The sequence below is a fragment of the Pseudomonas sp. DR208 genome (genome assembly GCF_019823005.1).
GTDB lineage: Bacteria > Pseudomonadota > Gammaproteobacteria > Pseudomonadales > Pseudomonadaceae > Aquipseudomonas > Aquipseudomonas extremorientalis.
Map to the genome: position 1 here is coordinate 1,103,309 of NZ_CP081944.1, position 21,493 is coordinate 1,124,801.

Below are 21,493 nucleotides of genomic sequence, written 5' to 3' on the forward strand. Positions count from 1 at the left end.
AAGTGAAGATCAAGGTGTGGGAGGGGGCTTGCCACCTCCCACATTTGGTTTTGTTACAGGTTGAGGGTCAGGCTGACCGTAAGATTGCGCGGTTCGCCCGGGCTGATCCAGTAGTTGCTGTACGACCGCTCGTAATACTTCTCATCAAACAGGTTATTGAGGTTCAAGCCCACGGTAATGTTGTCGGTGGCCTTGTAATGGGCCAGCAGATCAACCGTGTGGTAGGCCGGCAGTTCGAAGCCCGTGCCAGCCTCGCCGGAGCGATCCCCTACATAGGTGAACGCCGCCCCCAGGTCTGAACCCCGCAACGCGCCATCCTGGAACTCATACACCCCCAACAGGCTGCCGCTGCGCTTGGCCACGCCGAGAATCCGGCTGCCGGCGGGAATGGTCGTGTCGCCCTTGGTGACTTCGGCGTCGATGTACGCAAAGGCACCTATTACGCGTACGGCCTCCGTCACTTGCCCCGTCAGTTGCAGGTCGAAGCCCTGGCTACGTGCCTTGCCCATGGCGCGGTTGGTATTGGTGGACGGGTCCAGCGCGAGCACGTTTTCCTTTTCGATATGGAACGCGGCGAGGGTGGTGCTGAGGCGATCATCGAACAGTTCGCTTTTGATCCCGACTTCGTAACCCACGCCTTCTTCCGGTTTGAAGGTTTTGCCGTTGGCGTCCAGGCCGCTGTTGGGTTTGAACGAGGTGGAGGCATTGGCGAACACCCCGACTTGCGGTGTGAGCTGGTAAAGCAGGCCGGCGCGTTGGGTCAAGGCGTCGTGGGTTTGCCGGCTCTTGATGTGGTTGCGCGTGAAGTCATCGGTGCTCTGCTCGAAATGCTCGAAGCGCGCGCCAACCATGCCGCGCAGGCGATCGGTGAAGACGATCTGGTCTTGCAGGTTCAGCGCGTGGCTCTTGGTCTGTTCGAAGAAGTCGGTGCCGGAGCGCTGGCCGTTGGGCTTGGGTTGGCCGTAGACCGGGTTGTAGATGTCGATGGCGTAGGGGCTGCCGGCGATAGTGGTCACGCGCTCCTTCTTGCGGTAGTCCTCGTATTCGGTGCCGACCAGCAGTTCGTGCTGCCAACTGCCGATGTCGAACAGGCCGCGCAGTTCGAGTTGGGTAATGCTGTCGTGCCAACCGGTTGAGCGTTCGCGGTAGCGGCGGTTAACGGTATGACCGTCGATGTTCAGCGCACGGTTTTCCGAGGCGTCACCCCACAGGCTGCCTTGTTTGTAGTGGCTGGCCAGGCGCAGTTTCCACGCATCGTTGAGGTGATGCTCAAGGGTGGCCTGGAGACGGTTGTTGTGGTTGTCGATATCGCCGTCGTTGGGTTCGCCGAGGAAGGTGGAGCGAGATACGCCGGGGGCGTCGACGATGCCACGGTCGAAGGTAGAGCTGTGGCGGACGAATTCACTCTCGACGAGCAGACTGGTATCCGGGTCCAGTTGCCAACTGAACGACGGCGCGACGAATACCCGCTTGCTCTGCACGTGATCGCGGAAACTGTGGTTGTCTTCCACCGCCAGGTTGACCCGCGACAGCACGTTGCCTTCGCTGTCCAGCGGGGTGTTCACGTCCACGGCGGTGCGATAGCGGTCCCAACTGCCAGCGCTGGTTTGCAAGGTCGTGAAGGCTTCAGGCTGGGGTTTCTTGGTAACGATATTCACCGTGCCACCGGGATCGCCGCGCCCATACAGGCTGGCGGCGGGCCCCTTGAGCACTTCGATGCGCTCGACGTTCGCCGCGTCCGGTGTACTCGGGTAGCCACGGTTGGCGCTGAAGCCGTCCTGATAGAACTCCGACGTGGTGAAGCCACGCACGCTGTACTCGTAGAGGGTCAGGCCGCCGAAGTTGTTCTGCTTGGACACGCCGCCGGCAAATTCCAGGGCCCGCTCCACGCTGGTACTGCCCAGGTCCTTGAGCACAGTGGCGGGAATCACGCTGATGGATTGCGGGATGTCGCGAATGGCGGCGTCGGTTTTTGTCGCGCTGGCGGAGCGGGTGGCACGGTAGCCTTTGACCGGGCCGGTGGTGGACTCATAGGCATCGGTGGTGACGCTGATGGTATCGAGCTCCAAGGTGTTTTCTTCGGCGAAGGCGGGGTCGAGCAACAAACCCAAGGCCAGGCCAGCCAAGGGGGCGATTCTTCGAGACGGCATGATAGAGCGTTCCAATAGCGATATTGAAACAATATAACATGTCTAATGAGAATGAATTGCTTTGAAATATCCGTTTACAGGTGCCCGAGAGCGGGCACCTGTTCAAGGTGGCTTATTGCTCTTCCTTGACCGGCGCAGGCGGCGGACGCAGCCCGATTTCCGCCAGCAGCTTGATCTCTTTGCCGTTGCGCATGACCTGGATCGCCACCTTGTCGGTCGGCTTGATCCGCGCCACTTGGTTCATCGACTTGCGGCCATCACCGGCCGGTTCGCCGTTGATGCTGAGGATCACATCCCCCAGTTGCAGGCCGGCTTTCTGTGCGGGGCCATCGCGGAAGATCCCGGCGACCACGATGCCTGGGCGTCCGGTCAAGCCAAACGACTCGGCCAGTTCCTTGGTCAATGGTTGTACTTCAATCCCCAGCCAGCCGCGAATCACCTGGCCATGCTCGATGATCGACTTCATCACCTCCATCGCCAACTTCACCGGGATCGCAAACCCGATGCCCTGGGAGCCGCCGGACTTGGAAAAGATTGCCGTATTGATGCCCGTCAGGTTGCCATTGGCGTCCACCAATGCGCCGCCGGAGTTACCTGGGTTGATCGCGGCGTCGGTCTGGATGAAGTCTTCGTAGCTGTTGAGGCCCAACTGGTTGCGCCCGGTAGCGCTGATAATGCCCATGGTCACGGTCTGGCCTACGCCGAACGGGTTGCCGATGGCCAGCGCCACGTCACCCACGCGCAAACCGTCGGAACGGCCGAGGGTGATGGACGGCAGGCTCTTCAGGTCGATCTTCAGTACCGCGAGGTCGGTTTCCGGGTCGCTGCCCACTACGCGGGCCAGGGTTTCGCGGCCGTCACGCAGGGCCACCACAATCTGGTCGGCGCCAGTGGTCACGTGGTTATTGGTGAGGATGTAACCTTCGGGGCTCATGATCACCCCGGAACCCAGGCTGGATTCCATGCGACGCTGCTTGGGCCCGTTGTCACCGAAGTAACGGCGGAACTGCGGGTCTTCAAACAGTGGATGGGCCGGTTTGTTGATGACTTTAGTGGTGTACAGGTTGACCACGGCAGGAGCGGCGATCACCACGGCATCGGCGTAGGTCACCGGGCCTTGCACCACCGAGTTGCTTTGCGGCGCCTGTTGCAGGTTCACATCCAGGCTGGGCAGACCCACCAGCCCGGGGTAACGCTGAATAATCAGCATCGCGATCAGCACGCCAGCCAGCAATGGCCATCCAAAAAAACGCAGCGCCTTGAGCATCAAGTAAGTCCTGACAGGTTGCAGGGGGCGGGAGAGCGCCCATAATGTCGCGCATTATACGAGGCTGTGACGCCTGCGAACCGGATATTTAGGAGTCTTTTATGGCCGTCCCCCTTACCACCCTCGTCGAGGAAGCAGACCGCTACCTCGGCAGCGCGAAAATTGCCGACTACTGCCCCAATGGCCTGCAGGTCGAGGGCCGGCCCCAGGTCATGCGCATCGTCAGCGGCGTGACCGCCAGCCAGGCCCTGTTGGACGCGGCCGTCGAAGCCCAGGCTGATCTGGTCCTGGTGCACCACGGTTACTTCTGGAAAGGCGAAAACCCTTGCATCACTGGCATGAAGCAGCGCCGCCTGAAGACGTTGCTCAAGCATGACATCAGCCTGCTGGCCTACCACCTGCCGCTGGACCTGCACCCCGAGGTCGGCAACAACGTGCAGTTGGCCCGTCAACTGGACATTACCGTCGAGGGTCCGCTGGACCCGGACAATCCCAAAATCGTCGGGCTGGTCGGCTCGCTCGCCGAGCCCCTGTCGCCCCGCGACTTTGCACGCCGCGTGCAGGACGTCATGGGCCGCGAGCCGTTGCTGATCGAAGGTAGCGAGATGATCCGCCGCGTCGGCTGGTGCACCGGTGGTGGCCAGGGCTACATCGACGACGCGATTGCGGCCGGTGTCGACCTGTTCCTCAGCGGCGAGGCTTCCGAGCAAACCTTCCACAGCGCCCGCGAAAACGACATCAGCTTCATCGCCGCCGGTCACCATGCCACTGAGCGCTACGGCGTACAGGCGCTGGGCGATTACCTGGCGCGGCGCTTCGCGTTGGAGCATTTGTTTATCGACTGCCCCAACCCAATCTAACAAACACCACCGAACAAATGTGGGAGGGGGCTTGCCCCCGATGGCGGTGGATCAGCTACTCATGCAGTGACTGACACATCGCTATCGGGGGCAAGCCCCCTCCCACACTTGACCGCGATTAACCCCAAACTCCGTGGTATATCCATATACCGTTTCGATCTAGCTGGCTCCCTGAATAGAAGCAGGTGCTGTGCTAGCATGCCCCGCTCGAACACGGCCCGCTGGCCGTCCATAAGATCGTTTTTCCGTGAGTAACCATGGTCGACAAACTGACGCATCTGAAACAGCTGGAGGCGGAAAGCATCCACATCATCCGCGAGGTCGCCGCCGAGTTCGACAACCCGGTGATGCTCTACTCGATCGGTAAAGACTCCGCCGTGATGCTGCACCTGGCGCGCAAAGCCTTCTTCCCGGGCAAGCTGCCGTTCCCGGTGATGCACGTCGACACCCGCTGGAAATTCCAGGAGATGTACAAGTTCCGCGACAAGATGGTCGAAGAACTGGGCCTGGACCTGATCACCCACGTCAACCCGGACGGCGTGGCGCAGGGCATCAATCCGTTCACCCACGGCAGCGCCAAGCACACCGACATCATGAAGACCGAAGGCCTCAAGCAGGCCCTGGACAAGCATGGTTTCGACGCAGCCTTTGGCGGTGCCCGTCGCGATGAAGAGAAATCCCGCGCCAAAGAGCGCGTGTACTCGTTCCGCGACAGCAAACACCGCTGGGACCCGAAGAACCAGCGCCCCGAGCTGTGGAACGTCTACAACGGCAACGTCAACAAGGGCGAGTCGATCCGCGTGTTTCCGCTGTCCAACTGGACCGAGCTGGACATCTGGCAATACATCTACCTGGAAGGCATTCCAATCGTGCCGCTGTACTTCGCCGCCGAACGTGAAGTGATCGAAAAGAACGGCACGTTGATCATGATTGACGACGACCGCATCCTCGAGCACCTGTCCGACGAAGACAAAGCCCGAATCGTCAAAAAGAAAGTACGTTTCCGTACCCTTGGCTGCTACCCGTTGACGGGCGCGGTGGAGTCCGAAGCCGAAACGCTGACGGACATCATTCAGGAAATGCTCCTGACGCGAACTTCCGAGCGCCAGGGCCGTGTCATCGACCACGATGGCGCAGGCTCGATGGAAGATAAAAAACGTCAAGGCTATTTCTAAGGGGCTGTCATGTCGCATGTATCTGATTTGATCAGCGAGGACATCCTCGCCTACCTGGGCCAGCACGAGCGCAAGGAAATGTTGCGCTTCCTGACCTGTGGCAACGTCGACGACGGCAAGAGCACCTTGATCGGACGCCTGCTGCACGACTCCAAGATGATCTACGAAGATCACCTGGAAGCCATCACCCGCGATTCGAAGAAATCCGGCACCACCGGTGACGACATCGACCTGGCCTTGCTGGTCGACGGTCTGCAGGCCGAGCGGGAGCAGGGCATCACCATCGATGTCGCCTACCGCTACTTCTCCACCGCCAAGCGCAAATTCATCATCGCCGACACCCCCGGCCATGAGCAGTACACCCGCAACATGGCCACCGGTGCCTCCACCTGTGACCTGGCGATCATCCTGATCGACGCGCGCTATGGCGTGCAGACCCAGACCCGTCGTCACAGCTTCATTGCCTCGTTGCTGGGCATCAAGCACATCGTGGTGGCCGTCAACAAGATGGACATCAATGGCTTCGACCAAAGCGTATTCGAGCAGATCAAGGCCGATTACCTGAAGTTCGCCGACGGTATCGCCTTCAAGCCGAGCACCCTGGCCTTTGTGCCGATGTCGGCGCTCAAGGGTGACAACGTGGTGAACAAGAGCGAGCGTTCGCCCTGGTATACCGGCCAGTCGCTGATGGAGATCCTCGAAACCGTCGAGATCGCCAACGATCGCAACTACACCGACCTGCGTTTCCCGGTGCAGTACGTCAACCGTCCGAACCTGAACTTCCGTGGTTTCGCCGGCACCCTGGCCAGCGGCATCGTGCACAAGGGCGATGAAGTCGTGGTGCTGCCGTCGGGCAAGAGCAGCCGCGTCAAATCCATCGTCACCTTCGAAGGTGAGCTGGAGCACGCCGGCCCTGGTCAAGCGGTGACGCTGACCATGGAAGACGAGATCGACATCTCCCGTGGCGACCTGCTGGTGCATGCCGACAACGTGCCGCAAGTGACCGACGCCTTCGACGCCATGCTGGTGTGGATGGCCGAAGAACCGATGCTGCCGGGCAAGAAATACGACATCAAGCGCGCCACCAGCTACGTGCCGGGTTCCATCACCAGCATCGTGCATCGCGTGGACGTGAACACCCTGGCTGAAGGCCCGGCGAGTTCGTTGCAGTTGAACGAGATCGGCCGGGTCAAGGTCAGCCTTGACGCGGCCATCGCCCTGGACGGCTACGACAGCAACCGCACCACTGGCGCGTTCATTGTTATCGACCGCCTGACCAATGGCACGGTGGCTGCGGGCATGATCATCGCGCCGCCGGTCAATCATGGCGGCTCTGCGCAACACGGCAGCCTCGCGCATGTCGCCACCGAGGAGCGCGCACTGCGCTTCGGCCAGCAACCGGCGACCGTGCTGTTCAGCGGCCTGTCTGGCGCCGGCAAGAGCACCCTGGCCTATGCGGTCGAGCGCAAGCTGTTCGACATGGGGCGTGCGGTGTTCGTGCTGGATGGCCAGAACCTGCGCCACGACCTGAACAAGGGCTTGCCGCAGGACCGTGCCGGTCGCACCGAGAACTGGCGTCGTGCCGCGCATGTGGCGCGTCAGTTCAACGAAGCGGGCCTGCTGACCCTGGCTGCGTTCGTTGCGCCGGATGCCGAAGGCCGTGCACAGGCCAAGGCGTTGATCGGCGACGATCGCCTGCTGACTGTCTATGTGCAGGCCTCGCCACTGGTGTGCGCCGAGCGTGATCCGCAGGGGCTGTACGCTGCTGGTGGGGATAACATCCCTGGCGAGTCCTTCCCGTACGACGTGCCGTTGAATGCCGATTTGGTCATCGACACCCAGGCCCTGTCGCTGGAAGAGAGCGTCAAGCAAGTGCTGGAGCTGTTGCGCCAGCGCGGCGTGATCTAACCCTCGCGGCCACAAAAAAGCCCGCCACCGAGTGATCGGTGGCGGGCTTTTTACATATTAACAAATGTGCACACTGCCAATGTGGGAGCCGGCTTGCCTGCGATAGCGGTCTGCCAGTTGATATATTTACAACAGGTCCACCGCTTTCGCAGGCAAGCCAGCTCCCACATTTTGATCACTGTTTACCTGGGAAGTCTTTGTGCAGCTTTTCCAGCAGTTGGTCCTTGTCTTCCCACAACCGATTGATCCACCCCTGGAACGCCAACCGATAATCCCCATCCTGCTCATAATTCTTGCCAATGAATTCGGCCGGGATCTGCACCTCTTCAAACTGCACCACCACGTCCCGCACATTCCCGCACAGCAAATCCCAATAACCTGGGCGCCCAGCCGGGTAGTGAATGGTCACGTTCACCAGTGACTTCAACTGCTCCCCCATGGCATCCAGCACAAACGCGATGCCTCCGGCCTTGGGCTTGAGCAGGTAGCGGAACGGCGATTTCTGCTGGGCATGTTTACCGGCAGTAAACCGTGTGCCCTCGGCAAAGTTGAAAATACCCACCGGGTTGTCGCGAAACTTCGCACAGGTCTTGCGGGTGGTTTCCAGGTCCTTGCCTTTCTTTTCCGGGTGTTTTTCCAGGTAGGCCTTGGTGTAGCGCTTCATGAACGGGAAGCCCAGCGCCCACCACGCCAGGCCAATTACCGGCACCCAGATCAGCTCCTGCTTGAGGAAGAACTTCAGTGGGCGAATCCGCCGGTTCAGCACGTATTGCAGCACCATGATGTCGACCCAGCTCTGGTGGTTGCTGGTCACCAGGTACGAGTGCTGGTAGTCCAGCCCTTCCAGCCCGGTGATGTGCCAGCGGGTGCGCCGTACCAGGTTCATCCAGCCCTTGTTGTTGGTCACCCAGGCCTCATGGGTGTGGTTCATCAGCCATTCGCTGAAGCGCTTGGCAAACGGCAAGGCCTTGAACAACGCCACGATAAACAGGAACGAACACAACAGGATCGTATTCAGCGCCAACAACAGCGACGCGATCACCCCGCGCACGGCGGCAGGTAGAAAATCCAGCATTTAGATATCCATAGGTCGGTTGGCGGCTTGGATCGCAGTCAGTGCGATGGTGTACACGATGTCGTCCACCTGGGCGCCGCGCGGCAGGTCGTTGACCGGTTTGCGCAGGCCCTGGAGCATCGGCCCCAGGCTCACGCAATCGGCACTGCGCTGCACGGCCTTGTGCGTGGTGTTGCCGGTGTTCAGGTCGGGGAACACAAACACTGTGGCCTTGCCGGCGACCTGGCTGTTGGGGGCCAATTGCCGGGCCACGTTTTCGTTGGCGGCGGCGTCGTATTGCAACGGGCCGTCGATCAGCAGCGAGCTTTGCTGTTCGTGGGCGAGCAGGGTAGCTTCGCGGACTTTTTCCACTTCCTCGCCGCTGGCCGAATCGCCGCTGGAATAGCTGATCATCGCCACGCGCGGGGTGATGCCGAACGCAGCCGCCGAGTCAGCGCTTTGCAGGGCGATCTCCGCCAGTTCGGCGGCGCTCGGGTGCGGGTTCATCACGCAGTCGCCGTACACCAGCACCTGCTCGGGGAACAGCATGAAGAACACCGATGACACCAGGGTGCAGCCCGGTGCGGTCTTGATCAGCTGCAGGGCAGGGCGGATGGTGTTGGCGGTGGAGTGAATGACGCCAGACACCAGGCCGTCCACCTCATCCAGTGCGAGCATCATGGTGGCGATCACCACGGTGTCTTCCAGCTGTTGCTCAGCCATGGGGGCGTTGAGGCTTTTGCTCTTGCGCAGCGCCACCATCGGCTCGACATAGCGTTGGCGGATCAGGTCCGGGTCGAGAATCTCCAGGCCTTCGGGCAATTCGATGCCCTGGGCGCGGGCAACCGCTTCCACATCAGCCGGCTTGGCCAGCAGCACGCACCGGGCAATGCCCCGTGCCTGGCAGATCGCGGCGGCTTGCACGGTCAGCGGCTCGCTGCCTTCGGGCAACACGATGCGTTTGTTGGCAGCCTGGGCGCGCTGGATCAGCTGGTAGCGGAACACCGCCGGCGACAGGCGCATTTCCCGTGGTGTGCCGCAACGTTGGTGCAGCCAGCGCGCATCGAGGTGGCTGGCGACGAAATCCGTGATGATTTCCGCGCGCTCGCGGTCATCAATCGGGATTTCCTTGTTGAGGCTGTTGAGCTGGTTGGCGGTGTCGTAGGAGCCGGTACTCACCGACAGCACCGGTAGCCCGGCCTGGAACGCGCCACGGCACAGCTCCATGATGCGTGGGTCGGGCAGGGTGTCGCTGGTCAGCAGCAGGCCGGCCAGGGGGACGCCGTTGATCGCGGCCAGGCTGACGGCGAGGATGATGTCGTCGCGGTCGCCGGGGGTCACCACCAGCACGCCGGGCTTGAGCAGCTCCACGGTGTTGCGCATGGTGCGCGCGCAAATGATGATCTTGGTCATGCGCCGGGTTTCGTAGTCGCCAGCGTTGAGGATCTGCGCGCCCATCAGGTCGGCCACGTCGCGGGTACGCGGTGCGTTGAGTTCCGGTTGATAGGGAATGCAGCCCAGCAGGCGGAAATCACCGCTGCGCAACAGCGGCGAATGTTCTTTCAGGCGAGCCGAGAAGGCTTCCATGCTTTCGTCGGTGCGCACTTTGTTGAGGATCACGCCGAGCACTTTCGGGTCTTTCGGGCCGCCGAACAGTTGGGCCTGCAATTCCACGCGACCTGAGAGTTCGGTGAGCACCTCGTTTTCCGGGGCAGACACCAGGATCACTTCCGCATCCAGGCTCTTGGCCAGGTGCAGGTTGACCCGCGCCGCATAGCTGGCGCTGCGGGTGGGCACCATGCCTTCGACGATCAATACGTCCTTGCCCACGGCGGCTTGCTGGTACAGCGTGATGATCTCTTCGAGCAACTCGTCGAGCTGGCCGTCGCCGAGCATGCGCTCTACGTGGGCCAGGCCCAGCGGCTGCGGCGGCTTGAGGCCGTGAGTGCGCGCTATCAGTTCGGTGGAGCGCTCGGGGCCGGTGTCGCCGGGGTGCGGCTGGGCAATCGGCTTGAAAAAACCGACTTTCAGCCCGGCCCGTTCAAGGGTACGCACCAGCCCAAGGCTGATGGAGGTCAGACCCACACCAAAATCGGTGGGCGCGATAAAAAAAGTCTGCATGCGGATTCTCTGGAGGTGCATGGCTTGGGTGGCGCTCTATGGCTGAGCGTCTACCGCGAATCAGGCGCCAAGGTTATCGTTATTCGCGCTCCCGCGCACACCAGCCGCAGGCAAAGGGCTGGCCTATTTTTTCAATACGTTGCACGGGGTCCAGCACCCAGGCGCGTGACTGCCACGGCGGCTGGTGGCGCAGGTGCTGGGTGTGGCCACAGGACAGCTCGGCAACCCAGTGCTGGTCGTCGTCCTGGTGGAACCCGATGATGAAGGATGCCGTTGATCGGCCCCGTCTGTCCGGGTTCTGTTCGCTTTCGGGCAAATCCTTGTTTAGACTTGTCCGTTCTTCATTCTTATGCAAAAGGTCTCGCCCCATGACGATCGCCGCTAACAAGGCTGTCTCCATCGACTATACCCTGACCAACGACGCTGGTGAGGTCATCGACAGCTCAGCCGGCGGCGCGCCGCTGGTCTACCTGCAAGGCGCAGGTAACATCATCCCAGGCCTGGAAAAGGCCCTGGAAGGCAAGAGCGTCGGTGATGAGCTGACCGTTGCCGTAGAACCTGAAGATGCCTACGGCGAGTACTCGGCCGAACTGGTCAGCACCCTGAGCCGCAGCATGTTCGAAGGTGTCGACGAGCTGGAAGTGGGCATGCAGTTCCACGCTTCCGCGCCGGACGGCCAAATGCAGATCGTCACCATCCGTGATCTGGACGGCGACGACGTCACCGTCGACGGCAACCACCCGCTGGCTGGTCAGCGCCTGAACTTCCAAGTGAAGATCGTTGCCATCCGCGACGCTTCCCAGGAAGAAGTGGCTCACGGCCACGTTCACGGTGAAGGCGGTCACCACCATTGATTGTGGTTTGATCAATCGGTAGCAAAAACGCCCCGACTGGTTCGGGGCGTTTTTTTGCGCTTGAAAAAATGTGGGAGGGGGCTTGCCACCTCCCACAACAAAAATGCCCCGGACCTTTCGGTACGGGGCATTTCTTAACTGTTTCGCAACCGGGGCCGCGTGGCAGTTGTTACCACTTAGGCTGCAGCAGCAACGCTCAGAGCCTTGATGTGGCCATTCAGGCGGCTCTTATGGCGAGCGGCCTTGTTCTTGTGGATGATGCCTTTATCGGCCATACGGTCGATAACTGGCACAGCCAGAACGTAAGCAGCTTGGGCTTTTTCAGCGTCTTTGGTGTCGATGGCTTTAACTACATTCTTGATGTAGGTACGAACCATGGAACGCAGGCTGGCGTTGTGGCTGCGACGCTTCTCAGCCTGTTTTGCACGTTTTTTGGCGGAAGGTGTGTTGGCCACCGTCGAGCTCCTCGAAAGACTTTTTAGGAAATAGCAAACAAAATAGGCCGCGAATCATGCCGATGACTTGATGGGTTGTCAAGGGCGGCTGATGCGAACTGCTGAGTGGTCGATCTGAAGAGGCGGGTGATTTATTTCCGGCGCTTGACCTGTAAACTCGCGAGCTTTGGCTCTGTGCTGTTGCAGGCGCGCAGTATCGCATAAGTGGGCGCTTTGTACGCCTGCTCTTTATCTAAAGGCGCAAACTCTTTCAATGAATCTGCTCAAATCGTTGGCCGCCGTCAGCTCTATCACGATGATCTCCCGGGTCTTGGGGTTTGTGCGTGACACCCTGCTGGCGCGCATTTTTGGCGCCAGCATGGCCACGGATGCCTTCTTTATTGCGTTTAAATTGCCCAACCTGCTGCGGCGGATCTTCGCTGAAGGTGCGTTCTCCCAGGCGTTCGTGCCGATCCTGGCCGAGTACAAGACCCAGCAAGGCGAAGAAGCCACCCGCACCTTCATCGCCTACGTTTGCGGCCTGTTGACCCTGGTGCTGATGCTGGTGACCATCCTTGGCATGCTCGCCGCCCCCTGGGTGATCTGGGCCACGGCCCCCGGTTTTGCCAATACCCCGGAAAAATTCGCGCTCACCACTGATCTGCTGCGAGTAACCTTTCCTTATATATTGCTGATCTCCCTGTCATCCCTGGCCGGGGCGATCCTCAATACCTGGAACCGCTTCTCGGTGCCAGCCTTCGTGCCGACCCTGCTGAACGTCAGCATGATCATCTTCGCGCTGTTTCTCACGCCGTACTTCGACCCGCCAGTGATGGCGCTCGGCTGGGCCGTATTGGCCGGTGGCCTGGCGCAACTGCTCTACCAACTGCCACACCTGAAAAAGATCGGCATGCTCGTATTGCCACGCCTGAACCTCAAGGACACTGGCGTATGGCGCGTGATGCGCAATATGCTGCCGGCGATCCTGGGTGTTTCCGTGAGCCAGATTTCCCTGATCATCAACACGGCGTTCGCCTCGCTGCTGGTATCGGGCTCGGTGTCGTGGATGTACTACGCCGACCGCCTGATGGAGCTGCCGTCCGGCGTGCTCGGCGTGGCCTTGGGCACGATTTTGTTGCCGACCCTGTCGCGCACCTACGCCAGCAAGGACCGCCAGGAATACTCGCGCATCCTTGATTGGGGCCTGCGCCTGTGCTTCGTGCTGGTGTTGCCGTGCGCACTGGCCCTGGGGATCCTGGCTGAGCCGCTGACTGTGTCACTGTTTCAATACGGCCAATTCGATGCCCACGACGCACTGATGACGCAACATGCCTTGGTCGCCTATTCCGTCGGCTTGCTCGGCATCATCGTGATCAAAGTGCTCGCCCCAGGCTTCTACGCCCAGCAAAACATCCGTACTCCAGTGAAAATCGCGATTTTCACGCTGATCGTCACGCAACTGCTCAACCTGGTGTTTATCGGTCCGCTGGCCCATGCCGGCCTGGCCTTGGCCATCAGTGCGGGCGCGTGCATCAACGCAGGGCTTTTGTTTTACCAGTTGCGCAAGCAGCAGATGTTCCAGCCACAGGCCGGCTGGGGTCTGTTCACCTTCAAGCTGCTGGTGGCGGTCGGGGCGATGTCGGCCGTGTTGCTGGGGTTGATGCACTTCATGCCCGCTTGGGATGAGGGCCATATGCTGGAGCGCTTCCTGCGCCTGGGTGCGCTGGTCGTTGCCGGTGTGGTGGTGTACTTCGGGATGTTGCTGCTGCAAGGCTTCCGCCTGCGGGATTTCAATCGCAAGTCCCTGGGTTAGAGAGTTTGCCGCGATAAAACGGTTGTTTTATCGATTCGACCCATTTGGCCTGTTCAGTTGCCTGTCGTCCGGGGCCGGGTGTGGTTATAATCGACCACTTTATGAGCAAGAAGCGCGTTATGCAGCTGGTTCGAGGTCTCCACAACCTGCGCCCCGAGCATCGGGGCTGCGTCGCCACTATTGGCAACTTTGACGGTGTTCACCGTGGCCACCAGGCTATCCTGGCCCGGCTGCGCGAACGTGCGGTCGAGTTGGGCGTGCCCAGCTGCGTGGTGATTTTCGAGCCGCAGCCGCGCGAATACTTTACGCCCGAGACTGCGCCGGCACGCCTGGCCCGTCTGCGCGACAAGCTGCAGTTGCTGGCTGAAGAGGGCGTGGACCGCGTCCTCTGCCTGGCTTTCAACCAGCGTTTGCAAAGCCTCAGTGCGGCCGAGTTCGTCGACCGCATCCTGGTCGATGGCCTGGGCGTACAGCATCTGGAGGTCGGCGACGACTTCCGTTTCGGTTGCGACCGCGTCGGGGATTTCGATTTCCTGCAACAAGCCGGCGTCAACCAGGGTTTTACCGTCGAAGCCGCGCAAACCGTCGAATTGGACGGCCTGCGCGTGAGCAGTACCCAGGTGCGTAACGCACTGGCCGCTGCCGACTTCGCCTTGGCCGAGCGTTTGCTCGGTCGTCCGTTCCGCATTGCCGGACGGGTCCTGCACGGCCAGAAGCTGGCGCGCCAACTGGGCACGCCAACCGCCAACGTGCAACTCAAGCGCCGTCGTGTGCCGCTGACCGGGGTTTACCTGGTGAGCGTCGACATCGACGGCCAATCGTGGCCGGGAGTCGCCAACATAGGCGTCAGGCCCACGGTTGCAGGTGATGGCAAGGCCCACCTGGAAGTACACCTGCTGGATTTTGCCGGTGATCTGTATGACCGGCGTTTGATGGTGGTTTTCCACCAAAAGCTGCGTGAAGAGCAGCGTTTTGCCTCCCTTGAGGCGTTGAAAACGGCGATCAATGCGGATGTCGCCGCCGCCCGTGCACTAGCCGCACCTAGCGCCCATCGCTAACCGAAGAGCCTTAAATGACCGACTATAAAGCCACGCTAAACCTTCCGGACACCGCCTTCCCAATGAAGGCCGGCCTGCCACAGCGCGAACCGCAGATCCTGCAGCGCTGGGACAGTATTGGCCTGTACGGAAAGTTGCGCGAGATTGGCAAGGATCGTCCGAAATTCGTCCTGCACGACGGCCCTCCTTATGCCAACGGCACGATTCACATCGGTCATGCGCTGAACAAGATTCTCAAGGACATGATCCTGCGTTCGAAAACCCTGTCGGGCTTCGACGCGCCTTATGTCCCGGGTTGGGACTGCCACGGCCTGCCGATCGAACACAAAGTCGAAGTGACCTACGGCAAGAACCTGGGCGCGGATAAAACCCGCGAACTGTGCCGTGCCTACGCCACCGAGCAGATCGAAGGACAGAAGTCCGAGTTCATCCGCCTGGGCGTGCTCGGCGAGTGGGATAACCCCTACAAGACCATGAACTTCAAGAACGAGGCCGGTGAAATCCGCGCCTTGGCCGAAATCGTCAAGGGCGGTTTCGTGTTCAAGGGCCTCAAGCCCGTGAACTGGTGCTTCGACTGTGGTTCGGCCCTGGCTGAAGCGGAAGTCGAGTACGAAGACAAGAAGTCCTCGACCATCGACGTGGCCTTCCCGATCGCCGACGACGCCAAGCTGGCCGAGGCCTTTGGTCTGTCTTCGCTGGCCAAGCCAGCCGCCATCGTGATCTGGACCACCACCCCGTGGACCATCCCGGCCAACCAGGCGCTGAACGTGCACCCGGAATTCACCTACGCCCTGGTGGACGTCGGTGACCGCCTGCTGGTGCTGGCCGAAGAAATGGTCGAAGCCTGCCTGGCCCGCTACGAGCTGCAAGGGTCGGTCATCGCCACCACCACCGGCTCCGCGTTGGAACTGATCAATTTCCGTCACCCGTTCTATGACCGTCTGTCTCCAGTTTACCTGGCGGACTACGTTGAACTGGGCGCCGGCACCGGCATCGTTCACTCCGCGCCTGCTTATGGCGTGGACGACTTCGTGACCTGCAAAGCCTACGGCATGGTCAACGATGACATCCTGAACCCGGTGCAGAGCAACGGCGTGTACGCACCGTCGCTGGAGTTCTTCGGCGGCCAGTTCATTTTCAAGGCAAACGATTCGATCATCGAAAAACTGTCGGAAGTCGGCTCGCTGCTGCACACCGAAACCATCAAGCACAGCTATATGCACTGCTGGCGGCACAAGACCCCGCTGATCTACCGCGCCACCGCGCAGTGGTTCATCGGCATGGACAAAGAGCCGGTCAGTGGCGACACCCTGCGTGTCCGCTCGCTCAAGGCCATCGAAGACACCAAGTTCGTCCCGGCCTGGGGCCAGGCGCGCCTGCACTCGATGATCGCCAACCGCCCTGACTGGTGTATCTCGCGCCAGCGTAACTGGGGCGTGCCGATCCCGTTCTTCCTGAACAAGGAAAGCGGCGAGCTGCACCCACGCACCGTCGAGTTGATGGAACAAGTGGCCCAGCGCGTCGAACAGGAAGGTATCGAAGCCTGGTTCAAGCTGGACGCCGCCGAACTGCTGGGCGATGAAGCGCCGCAGTACGACAAGATCAGCGACACCCTCGACGTGTGGTTCGACTCGGGCACCACTCACTGGCATGTGCTGCGCGGCTCGCACCCGATGGGGCACGAAACCGGCCCGCGTGCCGACCTGTACCTGGAAGGTTCGGACCAACACCGCGGGTGGTTCCACTCGTCGCTGCTGACCGGTTGCGCCATCGACAACCATGCGCCGTACCGCGAACTGCTGACCCACGGCTTCACCGTCGACGAGACGGGCCGCAAGATGTCCAAGTCGCTGAAGAACGTGATCGAGCCGAAAAAGATCAACGACACCCTGGGCGCCGACATCATGCGTCTGTGGGTCGCGTCGACCGACTATTCGGGCGAGATCGCCGTGTCGGACCAGATCCTGGCTCGCAGCGCCGATGCCTACCGTCGTATCCGTAATACCGCGCGCTTCCTGTTGTCGAACCTGACCGGTTTCAACCCGGCCACCGACCGCCTGGCGGCCGAGGATATGCTTGCTCTGGACCGTTGGGCGGTGGACCGTACCCTGTTGCTGCAACGCGAGTTGCAGGAAAACTACGGCGAATACCGTTTCTGGAACGTCTACTCGAAGATCCACAACTTCTGCGTGCAGGAGTTGGGTGGTTTCTACCTCGACATCATCAAGGACCGCCAGTACACCACCGGCGCCAACAGCAAGGCGCGCCGGTCGGCGCAAACCGCGCTGTATCACATCAGCGAAGCGCTGGTGCGCTGGATCGCGCCGATCCTGGCATTCACCGCCGACGAACTGTGGGAATACCTGCCGGGCGAGCGCAATGAGTCGGTGATGCTCAATACCTGGTACGAAGGCCTGACCGAACTGCCAGCCGACTTCGAACTGGGCCGCGAGTACTGGGAAGGCGTGATGGCCGTGAAGGTTGCGGTGAACAAGGAGCTGGAAGTACAGCGTGCGGCCAAGGCCGTCGGTGGCAACCTGCAAGCCGAAGTCACCCTGTTTGCCGAAGACGGTCTCACCGCCGACCTGGCCAAGCTGAGCAACGAACTGCGTTTCGTGCTGATCACTTCAACCGCGAGCCTGGCGCCATTCGCCCAGGCCCCGGCGGACGCGGTTGCCACCGAAGTGCCGGGCCTCAAGCTCAAAGTCGTCAAGTCGGCCTTCCCTAAATGCGCCCGTTGCTGGCACTGCCGTGAGGACGTTGGCGTGAACCCTGAGCATCCGGAAATCTGCGGTCGTTGCGTCGACAATATCTCGGGCGCTGGCGAGGTTCGCCACTATGCCTAACGCCAGTCGTTTCGGACGTCTGGGCTGGCTCGTACTGAGTGTGCTGGTCCTGGTCATCGACCAGGTCAGCAAGGCTCATTTCGAAGGCTCCCTGCAGATGTTCCAGCAAATCGTGGTGATCCCGGATTACTTCAGCTGGACCCTGGCCTACAACACCGGCGCCGCCTTCAGCTTCCTGGCTGACAGCGGTGGCTGGCAGCGCTGGCTGTTTGCCCTGATCGCCGTGGTGGTCAGTGCGGTGCTGGTGGTGTGGCTCAAGCGCCTGGGTCGCGATGACACCTGGCTGGCCGTCGCCCTGGCCCTGGTGTTGGGCGGCGCGCTCGGCAACCTGTATGACCGCATTGCCCTGGGCCATGTGATCGACTTCATCCTGGTGCATTGGCAGAACCGCCATTACTTCCCGGCGTTCAACTTCGCCGACAGCGCCATCACCGTCGGTGCAATCATGCTGGCGCTGGATATGTTCAAAAGCAAGAAAACCGGAGAGACCGTCAATGACTGATCAGGTATTGGCTGAGCAACGCATCGGCCAGAACACGGAAGTCACTTTGCATTTCGCACTGCGCCTGGAGAATGGCGACACGGTCGACAGCACGTTCGACAAAGCCCCGGCCACCTTCAAGGTCGGCGACGGCAACCTGCTGCCGGGTTTCGAAGCGGCCCTGTTCGGCTTCAAGGCCGGCGACAAGCGCACCCTGCAGATCCAGCCGGAAAACGCCTTTGGCCAGCCCAATCCGCAAAACGTGCAGATCATCCCGCGTTCGCAGTTCCAGAACATGGACCTGTCGGAAGGCCTGCTGGTGATTTTCAACGATGCGGCCAATACCGAACTGCCGGGTGTGGTGAAAGCTTTTGATGACGCGCAAGTGACCATCGACTTCAACCATCCGTTGGCCGGTAAAACCTTGACCTTTGACGTTGAAATCATCGACGTTAAAGCGCTCTAACTGACGACTCTGGCCTACTGTAGGAGCGAGCTTGCTCGCGAAAGACCCGAAGGCGCTGCGTTTATCCAGAATGGACGCGACGCCGTTAACGCTCTTCGCGAGCAAGCTCGCTCCTACAGGGCAAGACACGAGGCACAGCATGCAAATCAAACTCGCCAACCCCCGTGGCTTCTGCGCCGGTGTGGACCGGGCGATCGAAATCGTCAACCGCGCCCTGGAAGTCTTCGGGCCGCCGATTTACGTGCGTCATGAAGTCGTCCACAACAAATTCGTGGTCGAAGACCTGCGTGCACGTGGCGCCATCTTTGTCGAAGAGCTCGACCAGGTGCCAGACGATGTGATCGTCATCTTCAGCGCCCACGGTGTTTCCCAGGCGGTGCGTACCGAAGCGGCAGGCCGCGGCCTGAAAGTCTTCGATGCTACCTGCCCACTGGTCACCAAGGTGCACATCGAAGTCGCGCGCTATAGCCGTGACGGGCGCGAGTGCATCCTGATCGGCCATGCCGGCCACCCGGAAGTCGAAGGCACCATGGGGCAGTACGATGCCAGCAATGGCGGCTCCATTTATCTGGTGGAAGACGAAAAGGATGTCGCCAACCTGCAGGTACAGAACCCCGAGCGCCTGGCATTCGTGACCCAGACCACCCTGTCCATGGACGACACCAGTCGCGTGATCGACGCGCTGCGCAGTCGCTTCCCGGCCATTGGCGGCCCGCGCAAGGACGACATCTGCTACGCCACCCAGAACCGCCAGGACGCGGTCAAGCAACTGGCAGACGAATGTGATGTGGTCCTGGTCGTCGGCAGCCCCAACAGTTCCAACTCCAACCGCCTGCGTGAGTTGGCTGAGCGCATGGCAACACCGGCGTACCTGATCGACGGTGCCGAAGATATGCAGCGCAGTTGGTTCGATGGCGTCGAGCGCATTGGCATCACGGCGGGTGCTTCCGCTCCGGAAGTGCTGGTGCGCGGCGTTATCCAGCAGTTGCACGCCTGGGGCGCCACCGGTGCCGATGAACTGGCTGGCCGCGAAGAAAACATTACGTTCTCCATGCCCAAGGAGCTGCGGGTTCGCTCGCTGCTGTGACGACCCGGTGTGCCGGATCAACTCCGGCACAATGCCTGCTCGGCACGCTCGCTGCGCAGGCTGATACGCCCGCTGGGCGCCAGCACTACCTGGTGCAGGCTCTGCGCCTGGTCCGTGGCACACACATGCACGGTGCCGGCACGGAAGCCTCCTCCTGAAAAGATGGGTTCACCCAGCCCGCTGAAGCGCACCTGGGTCTTGAGCGGCCCATTGCCCACGATCAGCACTTGCCCACTGGCCTGGCGCTCCAGCAGCACCGGGTTGTCATCGTCCTGGGGGCCGCGCCCGCTGATGTCCACGATGACCCGCCACCCCAGGCCCCAATTGTCCTTCAATGCGTAAATAACCACCGCCCGGTTGCGTGCGATGGCTTCGGTGCGTGCATATCGCAGGCCTTGCGCCAAGGCATGTGCCGCGCTCTGCCGCTGCTGTGATTCCAGCAGGCTCTTGAAGCTGGGCAGCGCCATGTTGGCCAGGATGCCGCTCACGATCAGCCCGAGCAGCAGTTCGATCAAGGTGAAACCTCGTTGTTGCATGGGCCATCCCTCCGTGGATTTGGGTGCAGTCCTAGGTATAGCGTCCCGTCTGGGGGGCGGATGATGGCCTTCATGTCCAAAGTATTTCCCTTTGTTCCGGTTGCAGCGCAGGTGAAAAACCGGCGCTAGTCTTGGGCCGCACAGCAGGTTTTAACTGCTCTTTTTTTGGACCTCGACACGGATGACGACGGTAATGCTTGCCTGTACGAACCCCTTTTTGCCCAATGCCTTATCCCGCGACCAAGCCGGTACGACACTGATCGAAGTGCTGGTCGCAGTGTCGATTCTCACCATCGGCCTGCTTGGCGCGGCGGTGATCCAGCTCAATGCGCTCAAGTACACCGACAGTTCCAGGATGATCAGCCAGGCCAGTTTCATTGCCTACGACATGCTCGACCGGATCCGTGCCAATTCCGGTGCCGACTACACGTGGGGGCGTACCGAGCGTGCCTTGACCAGCAACGTTACCGCCAGTGTGCGCGACCTGGACTTGCATGATTTCGAGGCCAACATTCGCGGTTTTGCCGGGGAGAGCGCCAAAGGCTCGGTGTCGATCGGTAGCGACGAGGTGACGGTCAGCATCAGTTGGGATGACAGTCGAGGTACTGGCAGGCCGGGCGCCCGGGAAACCTTCACCCTGACTAGTCGCATCCGCGATAAAGCGGGAGTGACGCAATGAGGTGTCTTGTTCGAGGTTTCAGCCTGATGGAGTTGCTGCTGGCCTTGGCGATGGGGTTGGTATTGGTGCTCTGGGCCAGCCAGGTGGCAATCAACACCAGGGCCACCAACGCCAGCCAGCAGGCCGCTTTGTTGATGCAGGATGATGCGCGGTTTGTGCTGGGCAAGCTGCTCCAGGATATCCGTCAGGCGGGCATGTTCGGCTGTCTGGCGACAGCGTTTATCGACAACGCCCCGCCCGCTTTTGACCGGCCTGTCGCTTGGCGTGTCGGAGGTGGATCAACCTCGCTGACGCTGGTGACCGCGGATGTCGCCGTTGCGAGCGGCACGCCTGACTGGACTGTGTTGTCCGATTGCACTGGCAGCGCCCAGGCCTACGCTGGAAGCGCCCCGGCATCGGCACCCGGGCAAATCCGTTTTGCGTTACGCCAAGTTACCTACACCTTCGAAGCAGGGCAGTTGAAATTCAGTACGCCTGCATCACCCGCCAAGGCGGTATTGGTGGATAACGTGAAGGCGTTCGATATCAGTTTTGGTGTGTCCGCCAAGCCTGCGTCAACGGAGGTGGTGCGCTACGACGCCGGCCCCGCCGACGAATCCTTGATACGCAGCGTGCGCATTGTGATGACGCTGCAAGACCCGACTGCCCGGGTGAAAGACCAGACCTACGCCGTCGTGGCGGCGCTGCGGAACCGGCTGGGGTAG

The 21,493-nt window shown here is 61.0% G+C and carries 18 protein-coding genes and 1 pseudogene; 12 read left to right on the plus strand and 7 right to left on the minus strand.

The window, feature by feature from the left end; all coding sequences use genetic code 11:
* Positions 1 to 53: 53 nt before the first annotated feature.
* Both K5K89_RS04770 and algW read right to left on the minus strand, forming a co-directional pair.
* The gene (locus K5K89_RS04770; protein ID WP_222540953.1) at positions 54 to 2,150 is read right to left on the minus strand and encodes a TonB-dependent siderophore receptor; all 2,097 of its coding nucleotides are present in this window, start codon (positions 2,148 to 2,150) and stop codon (positions 54 to 56) included.
* Between the two features lie 112 nt (positions 2,151 to 2,262).
* Positions 2,263 to 3,417 carry a Do family serine endopeptidase AlgW gene (gene algW / locus K5K89_RS04775; protein WP_071491060.1) on the minus strand — a complete coding sequence of 385 codons (1,155 nt, stop codon included), beginning with the start codon at positions 3,415 to 3,417 and terminating at the stop codon, positions 2,263 to 2,265.
* 101 nt (positions 3,418 to 3,518) lie between these two features.
* Here algW and K5K89_RS04780 point away from each other — a divergent pair, with 101 nt between their 5' ends.
* From K5K89_RS04780 to cysN, 3 genes are all read left to right on the plus strand, one after another.
* Positions 3,519 to 4,277 carry a Nif3-like dinuclear metal center hexameric protein gene (locus K5K89_RS04780; protein WP_071491061.1) on the plus strand — a complete coding sequence of 253 codons (759 nt, stop codon included), beginning with the start codon at positions 3,519 to 3,521 and terminating at the stop codon, positions 4,275 to 4,277.
* Positions 4,278 to 4,534: 257 nt separating this feature from the next.
* Positions 4,535 to 5,452: a sulfate adenylyltransferase subunit CysD gene (cysD, locus tag K5K89_RS04785; protein ID WP_005784641.1), complete on the plus strand. Its 918-nt coding sequence runs from the start codon at positions 4,535 to 4,537 to the stop codon at positions 5,450 to 5,452.
* A gap of 9 nt (positions 5,453 to 5,461) precedes the next feature.
* Positions 5,462 to 7,360: a sulfate adenylyltransferase subunit CysN gene (gene cysN, locus K5K89_RS04790; protein ID WP_222540954.1), complete on the plus strand. Its 1,899-nt coding sequence runs from the start codon at positions 5,462 to 5,464 to the stop codon at positions 7,358 to 7,360.
* Between the two features lie 175 nt (positions 7,361 to 7,535).
* On the opposite strand, the gene K5K89_RS04795 is transcribed toward cysN, so the two are convergent.
* The 3 genes from K5K89_RS04795 to K5K89_RS04805 form a co-directional block, all read right to left on the minus strand.
* Positions 7,536 to 8,435, minus strand: coding sequence for an acyltransferase (locus K5K89_RS04795; protein ID WP_222540955.1), 900 nt, complete (start codon positions 8,433 to 8,435; stop codon positions 7,536 to 7,538).
* Complete coding sequence (pta, locus tag K5K89_RS04800; RefSeq protein ID WP_058423082.1) at positions 8,436 to 10,535, minus strand: phosphate acetyltransferase; 2,100 nt, start codon at positions 10,533 to 10,535, stop codon at positions 8,436 to 8,438.
* Between the two features lie 79 nt (positions 10,536 to 10,614).
* Positions 10,615 to 10,905: a DUF3565 domain-containing protein gene (locus K5K89_RS04805; RefSeq protein ID WP_071491065.1), complete on the minus strand. Its 291-nt coding sequence runs from the start codon at positions 10,903 to 10,905 to the stop codon at positions 10,615 to 10,617.
* Between K5K89_RS04805 and K5K89_RS04810 the strand changes: the two genes are divergently transcribed.
* Complete coding sequence (locus K5K89_RS04810) at positions 10,904 to 11,389, plus strand: peptidylprolyl isomerase (RefSeq protein WP_027606858.1); 486 nt, start codon at positions 10,904 to 10,906, stop codon at positions 11,387 to 11,389. The two genes, K5K89_RS04805 and K5K89_RS04810, sit on opposite strands and share 2 nt — an antisense overlap.
* A 176-nt stretch (positions 11,390 to 11,565) precedes the next feature.
* On the opposite strand, the gene rpsT is transcribed toward K5K89_RS04810, so the two are convergent.
* Positions 11,566 to 11,844, minus strand: coding sequence for a 30S ribosomal protein S20 (rpsT, locus tag K5K89_RS04815; protein ID WP_016976313.1), 279 nt, complete (start codon positions 11,842 to 11,844; stop codon positions 11,566 to 11,568).
* Positions 11,845 to 12,097: 253 nt separating this feature from the next.
* Here rpsT and murJ point away from each other — a divergent pair, with 253 nt between their 5' ends.
* The 6 genes from murJ to ispH all read left to right on the plus strand — a co-directional run bounded on the left by murJ (position 12,098) and on the right by ispH (position 19,574).
* Positions 12,098 to 13,636: a murein biosynthesis integral membrane protein MurJ gene (murJ, locus tag K5K89_RS04820; protein WP_222540956.1), complete on the plus strand. Its 1,539-nt coding sequence runs from the start codon at positions 12,098 to 12,100 to the stop codon at positions 13,634 to 13,636.
* Positions 13,637 to 13,755: 119 nt separating this feature from the next.
* Positions 13,756 to 14,694 carry a bifunctional riboflavin kinase/FAD synthetase gene (gene ribF / locus K5K89_RS04825; protein ID WP_222540957.1) on the plus strand — a complete coding sequence of 313 codons (939 nt, stop codon included), beginning with the start codon at positions 13,756 to 13,758 and terminating at the stop codon, positions 14,692 to 14,694.
* 14 nt (positions 14,695 to 14,708) lie between these two features.
* Entirely contained in the window at positions 14,709 to 17,540 is a 2,832-nt protein-coding gene (gene ileS, locus K5K89_RS04830) for an isoleucine--tRNA ligase (RefSeq protein WP_222540958.1), read from the plus strand.
* Positions 17,533 to 18,042 carry a signal peptidase II gene (lspA, locus tag K5K89_RS04835; protein ID WP_222540959.1) on the plus strand — a complete coding sequence of 170 codons (510 nt, stop codon included), beginning with the start codon at positions 17,533 to 17,535 and terminating at the stop codon, positions 18,040 to 18,042. The genes ileS and lspA overlap by 8 nt, the downstream gene beginning before the upstream one ends.
* Positions 18,043 to 18,049: 7 nt before the next feature.
* Complete coding sequence (gene fkpB / locus K5K89_RS04840) at positions 18,050 to 18,487, plus strand: FKBP-type peptidyl-prolyl cis-trans isomerase (RefSeq protein ID WP_222541682.1); 438 nt, start codon at positions 18,050 to 18,052, stop codon at positions 18,485 to 18,487.
* Between the two features lie 139 nt (positions 18,488 to 18,626).
* Complete coding sequence (ispH, locus tag K5K89_RS04845; RefSeq protein ID WP_071491070.1) at positions 18,627 to 19,574, plus strand: 4-hydroxy-3-methylbut-2-enyl diphosphate reductase; 948 nt, start codon at positions 18,627 to 18,629, stop codon at positions 19,572 to 19,574.
* On the opposite strand, the pseudogene K5K89_RS04850 reads toward ispH, so the two are convergent.
* Positions 19,528 to 20,110 (minus strand): annotated as a pseudogene (locus tag K5K89_RS04850) (GspH/FimT family pseudopilin). The gene ispH and the pseudogene K5K89_RS04850 overlap by 47 nt on opposite strands.
* A gap of 193 nt (positions 20,111 to 20,303) precedes the next feature.
* On the opposite strand from K5K89_RS04850, the gene pilV reads away from it, so the two are divergent.
* Together pilV and K5K89_RS04860 are read left to right on the plus strand one after the other, a co-directional pair.
* Positions 20,304 to 20,789: a type IV pilus modification protein PilV gene (pilV, locus tag K5K89_RS04855; protein ID WP_222540960.1), complete on the plus strand. Its 486-nt coding sequence runs from the start codon at positions 20,304 to 20,306 to the stop codon at positions 20,787 to 20,789.
* A complete protein-coding gene (locus K5K89_RS04860) occupies positions 20,786 to 21,493 on the plus strand; it encodes a PilW family protein (RefSeq protein WP_222540961.1) in 708 nt (235 codons plus the stop codon). Before pilV ends, K5K89_RS04860 begins: the two co-directional genes overlap by 4 nt.